This window comes from Pseudomonas sp. N040 (genome assembly GCF_015637705.1).
Taxonomy (GTDB): Bacteria; Pseudomonadota; Gammaproteobacteria; order Pseudomonadales; family Pseudomonadaceae; genus Aquipseudomonas.
In genome coordinates this window covers 1-6,830 of record NZ_JADOBE010000018.1, presented here as the reverse complement: position 1 = coordinate 6,830, position 6,830 = coordinate 1, and the positions used below count along the sequence as shown (strand labels likewise).

The 6,830-nt window shown below is 62.2% G+C and carries 8 protein-coding genes; all 8 read right to left on the bottom strand.

Annotation, left to right across the window (positions count from 1 at the left end; translation table 11 throughout):
- The coding region (locus ISX93_RS16985) for a cbb3-type cytochrome oxidase subunit 3 (RefSeq protein WP_195778840.1) at positions 1-134 on the bottom strand (134 nt) is incomplete at its 3' end.
- 5 nt (positions 135-139) lie between these two features.
- Positions 140-751, bottom strand: coding sequence for a cytochrome-c oxidase, cbb3-type subunit II (gene ccoO, locus ISX93_RS16980; RefSeq protein WP_195777205.1), 612 nt, complete (start codon positions 749-751; stop codon positions 140-142).
- Positions 751-2,187 (bottom strand): cytochrome-c oxidase, cbb3-type subunit I, encoded by a 1,437-nt coding sequence (gene ccoN / locus ISX93_RS16975; RefSeq protein WP_195779941.1) that lies wholly within the window; start codon positions 2,185-2,187, stop codon positions 751-753. Before ccoN ends, ccoO (ISX93_RS16980) begins: the two co-directional genes overlap by 1 nt.
- A gap of 301 nt (positions 2,188-2,488) precedes the next feature.
- A complete protein-coding gene (locus ISX93_RS16970; RefSeq protein ID WP_195779940.1) occupies positions 2,489-3,733 on the bottom strand; it encodes an alpha/beta fold hydrolase in 1,245 nt (414 codons plus the stop codon).
- Between the two features lie 355 nt (positions 3,734-4,088).
- Positions 4,089-5,024 carry a cytochrome-c oxidase, cbb3-type subunit III gene (gene ccoP / locus ISX93_RS16965; protein ID WP_195779939.1) on the bottom strand — a complete coding sequence of 312 codons (936 nt, stop codon included), beginning with the start codon at positions 5,022-5,024 and terminating at the stop codon, positions 4,089-4,091.
- The gene (locus tag ISX93_RS16960) at positions 5,021-5,206 is read right to left on the bottom strand and encodes a cbb3-type cytochrome oxidase subunit 3 (protein ID WP_195779938.1); all 186 of its coding nucleotides are present in this window, start codon (positions 5,204-5,206) and stop codon (positions 5,021-5,023) included. Before ISX93_RS16960 ends, ccoP begins: the two co-directional genes overlap by 4 nt.
- A 5-nt stretch (positions 5,207-5,211) precedes the next feature.
- Complete coding sequence (gene ccoO / locus ISX93_RS16955; RefSeq protein WP_195777205.1) at positions 5,212-5,823, bottom strand: cytochrome-c oxidase, cbb3-type subunit II; 612 nt, start codon at positions 5,821-5,823, stop codon at positions 5,212-5,214.
- Positions 5,823-6,830: cbb3-type cytochrome c oxidase subunit I (locus ISX93_RS16950; RefSeq protein WP_195777204.1), on the bottom strand; the 1,008-nt coding region annotated here is incomplete at its 5' end. The genes ISX93_RS16950 and ccoO (ISX93_RS16955), both read right to left, overlap by 1 nt.

The following is a 6,830-nucleotide window of genomic DNA, read 5'->3' as shown; positions in this document are numbered from 1 at the left end:
TCATCGGCGAAGGGCAGGTTGGCCGCTTCGTCGAAGCGCGCCTTGTTCCTGCCGCTGTAGGCCCAGAGGGTCACGCTGACGAAGGCGACCAGCACCAGCAAGGTGCCGAGTCCGCGCAGGGTTCCGATGTCCATCGCGCTTACCGCTTGTTCTTGAGGCTGGTACCCAGCCCCTGCAGGTAGGCGACCAGTGCATCCATTTCGGTCTTGCCCTTGACGGCATCGCCGGCACCGGCGATGTCGGCGTCGGTATACGGCACCCCGAGCGTCTGCATGGCCTGCAGCTTGGCGCCGGTCAGCTTGCCGTCGAGGGTGTTCTCCACCAGCCACGGATAAGCCGGCATGATCGACTCGGGCACCACGTTGCGCGGGTTGTACAGGTGCGCGCGGTGCCAGTCATCCGAGTAACGGCCACCGACGCGGGCCAGGTCCGGGCCGGTACGCTTGGAGCCCCACAGGAACGGGTGATCCCAGACGCTTTCACCGGCGACCGAGTAGTGACCATAACGCTCGGTCTCGGCGCGGAACGGACGGATCATCTGCGAGTGGCAACCGACGCAGCCCTCGCGGATGAAGATGTCGCGGCCTTCCATTTCCAGGGCGGTGCGCGGCTTCATGCCCTCGACCGGGGTGTTGGTGACGTCCTGGAAGAACAGCGGGACGATCTGTACCAGACCGCCGATGCTCACTGCCAGAACCATGAACAGGGCCATCAGGCCGATGTTCTTCTCAAGGATTTCGTGCTTTTTCATCAGTGAGCTACCTCGGGAATCCGCGCATCGGCTTCATATTCGGCAGGATTGGCTGCGCGCACGGTGCGGTAGGTGTTGTAGGCCATGACCAGCATGCCGGTGAAGAAGATGGCACCGCCGATCATGCGCACCACGAAGCCCGGGTGACTGGCTTCCAGTGCCTCGACAAAGGAGTAGGTGAGGGTGCCGTCGGTGTTGACTGCACGCCACATCAGGCCCTGGGCGATGCCGTTGACCCACATCGAGGCGATGTAGAGCACGGTGCCGATGGTGGCCATCCAGAAGTGCGTGTTGATCAGGCCGACGCTGTACATCTGCTCGCGACCGAAGACCTTCGGAATCAGGTGGTAGAGCGCGCCCATCGAGACCATGGCGACCCAGCCGAGGGCGCCGGCGTGTACGTGGCCGATGGTCCAGTCGGTGTAGTGGGACAGGGCGTTGACGGTCTTGATCGCCATCATCGGGCCTTCGAAGGTGGACATGCCGTAGAAGGCCAGCGAGACCACCAGGAAGCGCAGGATCGGGTCGGTACGCAGCTTATGCCAGGCGCCGGAGAGGGTCATCATGCCGTTGATCATGCCGCCCCAGCTGGGTGCCAGCAGGATCAGCGACATCACCATGCCCAGCGACTGCGCCCAGTCCGGCAGCGCGGTGTAGTGCAGGTGGTGCGGACCGGCCCAGATGTACACGGCGATCAGGGCCCAGAAGTGCACGATCGACAGGCGATAGGAGTACACCGGGCGTCCGGCCTGCTTGGGCACGAAGTAGTACATCATGCCGAGGAAGCCGGCGGTCAGGAAGAAGCCCACGGCGTTGTGGCCGTACCACCACTGGATCATCGCGTCGGTGGCGCCGGCATAGACCGAGTAGGACTTGGTCAGGCTGACCGGCAGTTCGATGTTGTTGACGATGTGCAGCAGCGCCACGGTCAGGATGAAGCCGCCGAAGAACCAGTTGCCCACATAAATGTGCTTGGTCTTGCGCTGCATCACGGTGCCGAAGAAGACTACCGCATAGCTGACCCAGACCACGGCGATCAGGATATCGATCGGCCATTCCAGCTCGGCATACTCCTTGGAGGAGGTGTAGCCCAGCGGCAGGGTGATGGCTGCCAGCAGGATCACCAGTTGCCAGCCCCAGAAGGTGAAACTGGCCAGCTTGCCGAAGGCCAGACGGGTTTGGCTGGTACGCTGGACCGCATAGTAGGAACAGGCGAACAGGGCGCAGCCGCCGAACGCGAAGATCACCGCGTTGGTGTGCAGCGGACGCAGGCGTCCGAAGCTGGTCCAGGGCAGGCCGAAGTTCAGTTCGGGAAAGGCAAGTTGCGCGGCGATCAAGACGCCAAGACCCATGCCAACGATCCCCCACACCACCGTCATGATGGCGAATTGGCGGACCACCCCGTAATTGTAGGTGGTACTGGTTGCTGTGCTCATAGTGCTGTGCTCATGCTGGGAGTTTCCGAGTTTGCGCAGATTCACTGTAACTTGCGGTTACAGTTGGAAAAAACGGCGGCAAGTATGGAGAAAGGCCAATCGCATTGCAATCAGGCCTGCTGCAGAGAAAGGTAGATCATTTTCAGCATGGCTCGCGGTTTTTAAGCGCCAGATCACCGCCTGATTTACCTGTTACCGGTGTGTTGGCCAAGTTTGTCAGAGAAAAGTGCTGCGCAAGGATCCAGCGGCGCTATGAACAGTGTGCCACTTTGTCGCAGCCCCTGATGACCGGCTGTGCGTATCAGGGATTGCTGGTTTTCGCTCTGGTGGCGGCTTTGCTGGCAACTTTCTCCGCATTTGGCGCTTTGGCGGGCTTGGCTGGCTTGGCGGCAGGCAATGAGCGCGAAACCAGCCAGTCGGCGGATTTGGCCCAGACCACGCGCTGTGCGTTACTGCCCAGAATCACGCCCATATGGCCGCCGGGAGCCACTTCGAAGTGCTTGTCCTGCGAGCTGACCAGGTCGAGGATGCCTCTGGCGGTGGAGGCGGAGACCAGTGCGTCCTGTTCGCCGGCAAACACCAGCATGGCGGCGCGAATATTGCGGAAGCGCGAAATCTTGCTACCCACTTCGATTTCGCCCTTGGCCAGCTTGTTGTCGACCACTACCTTGATCAGCATGTCCTGCAGCATGCCGACCGGGTAACTCAGCATATTGTTGAGGTAGTCGGAGGTGGTGCTGTGCGATTCGACGAACTCGCGATCCCACAATCGGGTAATCAGATCCCAGTAGGTAGTCAGGCTGCTGACGGGGTCGGTCAGTTTGAACGCCAGGCTGGTGACCCAGCCGGAGGTGTGCAGCTTGGCGGGGTTTATCGCCAGCAGCTTGAAATCGGTGTACTTGCGGATCAGCTTGGCAGGCGTATTCAGGGCCTGGGCCACGCCAGCCACCATGCCGCCGCCACGCATGTCGATCGGGCTGGCGACCGTGATGATGTTGCGGATGCGTTTGTCGTACTTCAGTCCGGAGTACAGCAACGACAACAAACCGCCCATGCACCAGCCCATCAGCGATACATCCGCGACGCCACTGTGTGCGCGCACGGCCTGGAGCGCTTCGCCCATCATCCGGTCGGCGTAATCCGTCATGCCCAGCGCCGCGTGTTCGCGACCTGGTTCGCCCCAGTTGATCAGGTAGACCTTGAAGCCGCGGGCGGCCATGTAGCGCACCAGGCTGCGATTGGGCAGGAGGTCAAAGGTTTCGCTGGTCACGCCCAGTGGCGGTACCAGTACCAGCGGCACCGCATGCTTGCGCGACTTGATCGGCAGCTGGCTACCATCGGCCAGTTCAATCGAGCGCTGGCCGGTCAGGCTGTAGTAGCGAACCGTCATCAGTCCGCCGTCATGGACAAGATCAAAGTCGCTCAGGCCGGATTTGATCAACTGGTCGCGACGGAACAGCCAGTCGAAACCATTGCTTGCCGAAGCGGCCAGGCGCTCATTGATTTCCAGGCTCTGGTCGAGGGCCTGCCTGAGCAGATTGATCATGGTCGTCTCCATTTGCCATCAGGCCGGGGCGGCAATGGCGAGTGTTGCCAGTTCAGTTAAGCAGGCGGGTCTGCTGTTGCAAAGCCGGCCGCGGCGCAATCTGCGCGGAGGCTGAGGGTGCGAAAAAAGTGGCGAAGTATACCTGCGCTCGCCGCCCCCAGGTAGCAACAGCGCTCCGGGTCGCTGCCACTGTGGCAAAGCGCTTGGCAGCCGGTCACCGAGTGCCTGCAGCGAGGATCGGGATGGGGCTCATGGCTGTCGCCCTGCTGGCTGCGCAGGCGTCAGGTTGGCGGGGTGGGGCGGGCTATGACACGCGGGATGCCCGCAGCACCTGGCGGTGCTGCGGGCGGATGCATCACTTGCTGGCTTGCTGGGTTTCCGGGTGCGACAGGCTGTAGACATAGGCGGCCAGGATATGGACCTTGTCTGCGCCGAGGTATTGCTCCTGGGCGGGCATCAGGCCGTTGCGGCCATTGCGGATGGTCTGCTCAAGCTGGGCCAGGCTGGTGCCGTAGATGAACCCGCCTGGCTGGCTCAGGTCGGGTGCGCCCATCATCGCCATGCCTTTGCCTTCTGCGCCATGGCAGACCGCGCAGTTGGTGGCGAAGACCTGCTTGCCTGCGGCGGCGTCGGCATTGCTGCCTTCCGGCAGTTTCAGGCCGGCCAGATCCTGACGCACATAGGCGGCAACGTTCTTCACCCCGGCATCGCCGAGGATCGAGCCCCAGGCCGGCATTGCCGCATGGCGGCCGTTGAGGATGCTGGCCTGAATGGTCTCTGGCTCGCCGCCCCAGCGCCAGATGTTGTCAGTCAGGTCGGGGAAGCCGACGGCACCCTTGGCATCCGAACCGTGGCACACCGAGCAATAGGTGGCGAACATGCGGCCACCCATTTTCAGCGCAGTGGAATCCTGGGCAACATCGGTGATTGGCATGGCGGCATATTTGGCGAAGATCGGCCCGTACTCCGCTTGCGCCTTGTCAACCTCATGCTGCCATTGCTTGTCCTGCGTCCAGCCGCCGTCGTAACCAGGCAATACGCCTTTCCAGTTGCCCAGGCCCGGATAGAGGATCAGGTAGACGATGGCAAAGAAGATGGTGCCGACAAACAGCATGAACCACCACTTGGGCAGCGGGTTGTCATACTCCTCGATACCGTCGAAGGAGTGCCCCATGGTTTGGTCGGTGGCGCCCTTGCTTTCGCCCTTGCGGGTGGCGAACACCAGCCAGAACAGCGCCACAAAGGTGCCCAGTGTCAGGATGGTGATGTACCAACTCCAGAACGTGGTCATTCGCTCTTACTCCCAGAATCTTTTTCTTCACTTTTTTTGGCTGCGGGCTCATCGGCGAAGGGCAGGTTGGCCGCTTCGTCGAAGCGCGCCTTGTTCCTGCCGCTGTAGGCCCAGAGGGTCACGCTGACGAAGGCGACCAGCACCAGCAAGGTGCCGAGTCCGCGCAGGGTTCCGATGTCCATCGCGCTTACCGCTTGTTCTTGAGGCTGGTACCCAGCCCCTGCAGGTAGGCGACCAGTGCATCCATTTCGGTCTTGCCCTTGACGGCATCGCCGGCACCGGCGATGTCGGCGTCGGTATACGGCACCCCGAGCGTCTGCATGGCCTGCAGCTTGGCGCCGGTCAGCTTGCCGTCGAGGGTGTTCTCCACCAGCCACGGATAAGCCGGCATGATCGACTCGGGCACCACGTTGCGCGGGTTGTACAGGTGCGCGCGGTGCCAGTCATCCGAGTAACGGCCACCGACGCGGGCCAGGTCCGGGCCGGTACGCTTGGAGCCCCACAGGAACGGGTGATCCCAGACGCTTTCACCGGCGACCGAGTAGTGACCATAACGCTCGGTCTCGGCGCGGAACGGACGGATCATCTGCGAGTGGCAACCGACGCAGCCCTCGCGGATGAAGATGTCGCGGCCTTCCATTTCCAGGGCGGTGCGCGGCTTCATGCCCTCGACCGGGGTGTTGGTGACGTCCTGGAAGAACAGCGGGACGATCTGTACCAGACCGCCGATGCTCACTGCCAGAACCATGAACAGGGCCATCAGGCCGATGTTCTTCTCAAGGATTTCGTGCTTTTTCATCAGTGAGCTACCTCGGGAATCCGCGCATCGGCTTCATATTCGGCAGGATTGGCTGCGCGCACGGTGCGGTAGGTGTTGTAGGCCATGACCAGCATGCCGGTGAAGAAGATGGCACCGCCGATCATGCGCACCACGAAGCCCGGGTGACTGGCTTCCAGTGCCTCGACAAAGGAGTAGGTGAGGGTGCCGTCGGTGTTGACTGCACGCCACATCAGGCCCTGGGCGATGCCGTTGACCCACATCGAGGCGATGTAGAGCACGGTGCCGATGGTGGCCATCCAGAAGTGCGTGTTGATCAGGCCGACGCTGTACATCTGCTCGCGACCGAAGACCTTCGGAATCAGGTGGTAGAGCGCGCCCATCGAGACCATGGCGACCCAGCCGAGGGCGCCGGCGTGTACGTGGCCGATGGTCCAGTCGGTGTAGTGGGACAGGGCGTTGACGGTCTTGATCGCCATCATCGGGCCTTCGAAGGTGGACATGCCGTAGAAGGCCAGCGAGACCACCAGGAAGCGCAGGATCGGGTCGGTACGCAGCTTATGCCAGGCGCCGGAGAGGGTCATCATGCCGTTGATCATGCCGCCCCAGCTGGGTGCCAGCAGGATCAGCGACATCACCATGCCCAGCGACTGCGCCCAGTCCGGCAGCGCGGTGTAGTGCAGGTGGTGCGGACCGGCCCAGATGTACACGGCGATCAGGGCCCAGAAGTGCACGATCGACAGGCGATAGGAGTACACCGGGCGTCCGGCCTGCTTGGGCACGAAGTAGTACATCATGCCGAGGAAGCCGGCGGTCAGGAAGAAGCCCACGGCGTTGTGGCCGTACCACCACTGGATCATCGCGTCGGTGGCGCCGGCATAGACCGAGTAGGACTTGGTCAGGCTGACCGGCAGTTCGATGTTGTTGACGATGTGCAGCAGCGCCACGGTCAGGATGAAGCCGCCGAAGAACCAGTTGCCCACATAAATGTGCTTGGTCTTGCGCTGCATCACGGTGCCGAAGAAGAC

Excerpts from the sequence above, each read along its gene's own strand:
- ccoO (WP_195777205.1), bottom strand. The coding sequence starts at position 751 with ATGAAAAAGCACGAAATCCTTGAGAAGAACATCGGCCTGATGGCCCTG.
- ccoN (WP_195779941.1), bottom strand. The coding sequence starts at position 2,187 with ATGAGCACAGCAACCAGTACCACCTACAATTACGGGGTGGTCCGCCAA.
- ISX93_RS16970 (WP_195779940.1), bottom strand. The coding sequence starts at position 3,733 with ATGATCAATCTGCTCAGGCAGGCCCTCGACCAGAGCCTGGAAATCAAT.
- ccoP (WP_195779939.1), bottom strand. The coding sequence starts at position 5,024 with ATGACCACGTTCTGGAGTTGGTACATCACCATCCTGACACTGGGCACC.
- ISX93_RS16960 (WP_195779938.1), bottom strand. The coding sequence starts at position 5,206 with ATGGACATCGGAACCCTGCGCGGACTCGGCACCTTGCTGGTGCTGGTC.
- ccoO (WP_195777205.1), bottom strand. The coding sequence starts at position 5,823 with ATGAAAAAGCACGAAATCCTTGAGAAGAACATCGGCCTGATGGCCCTG.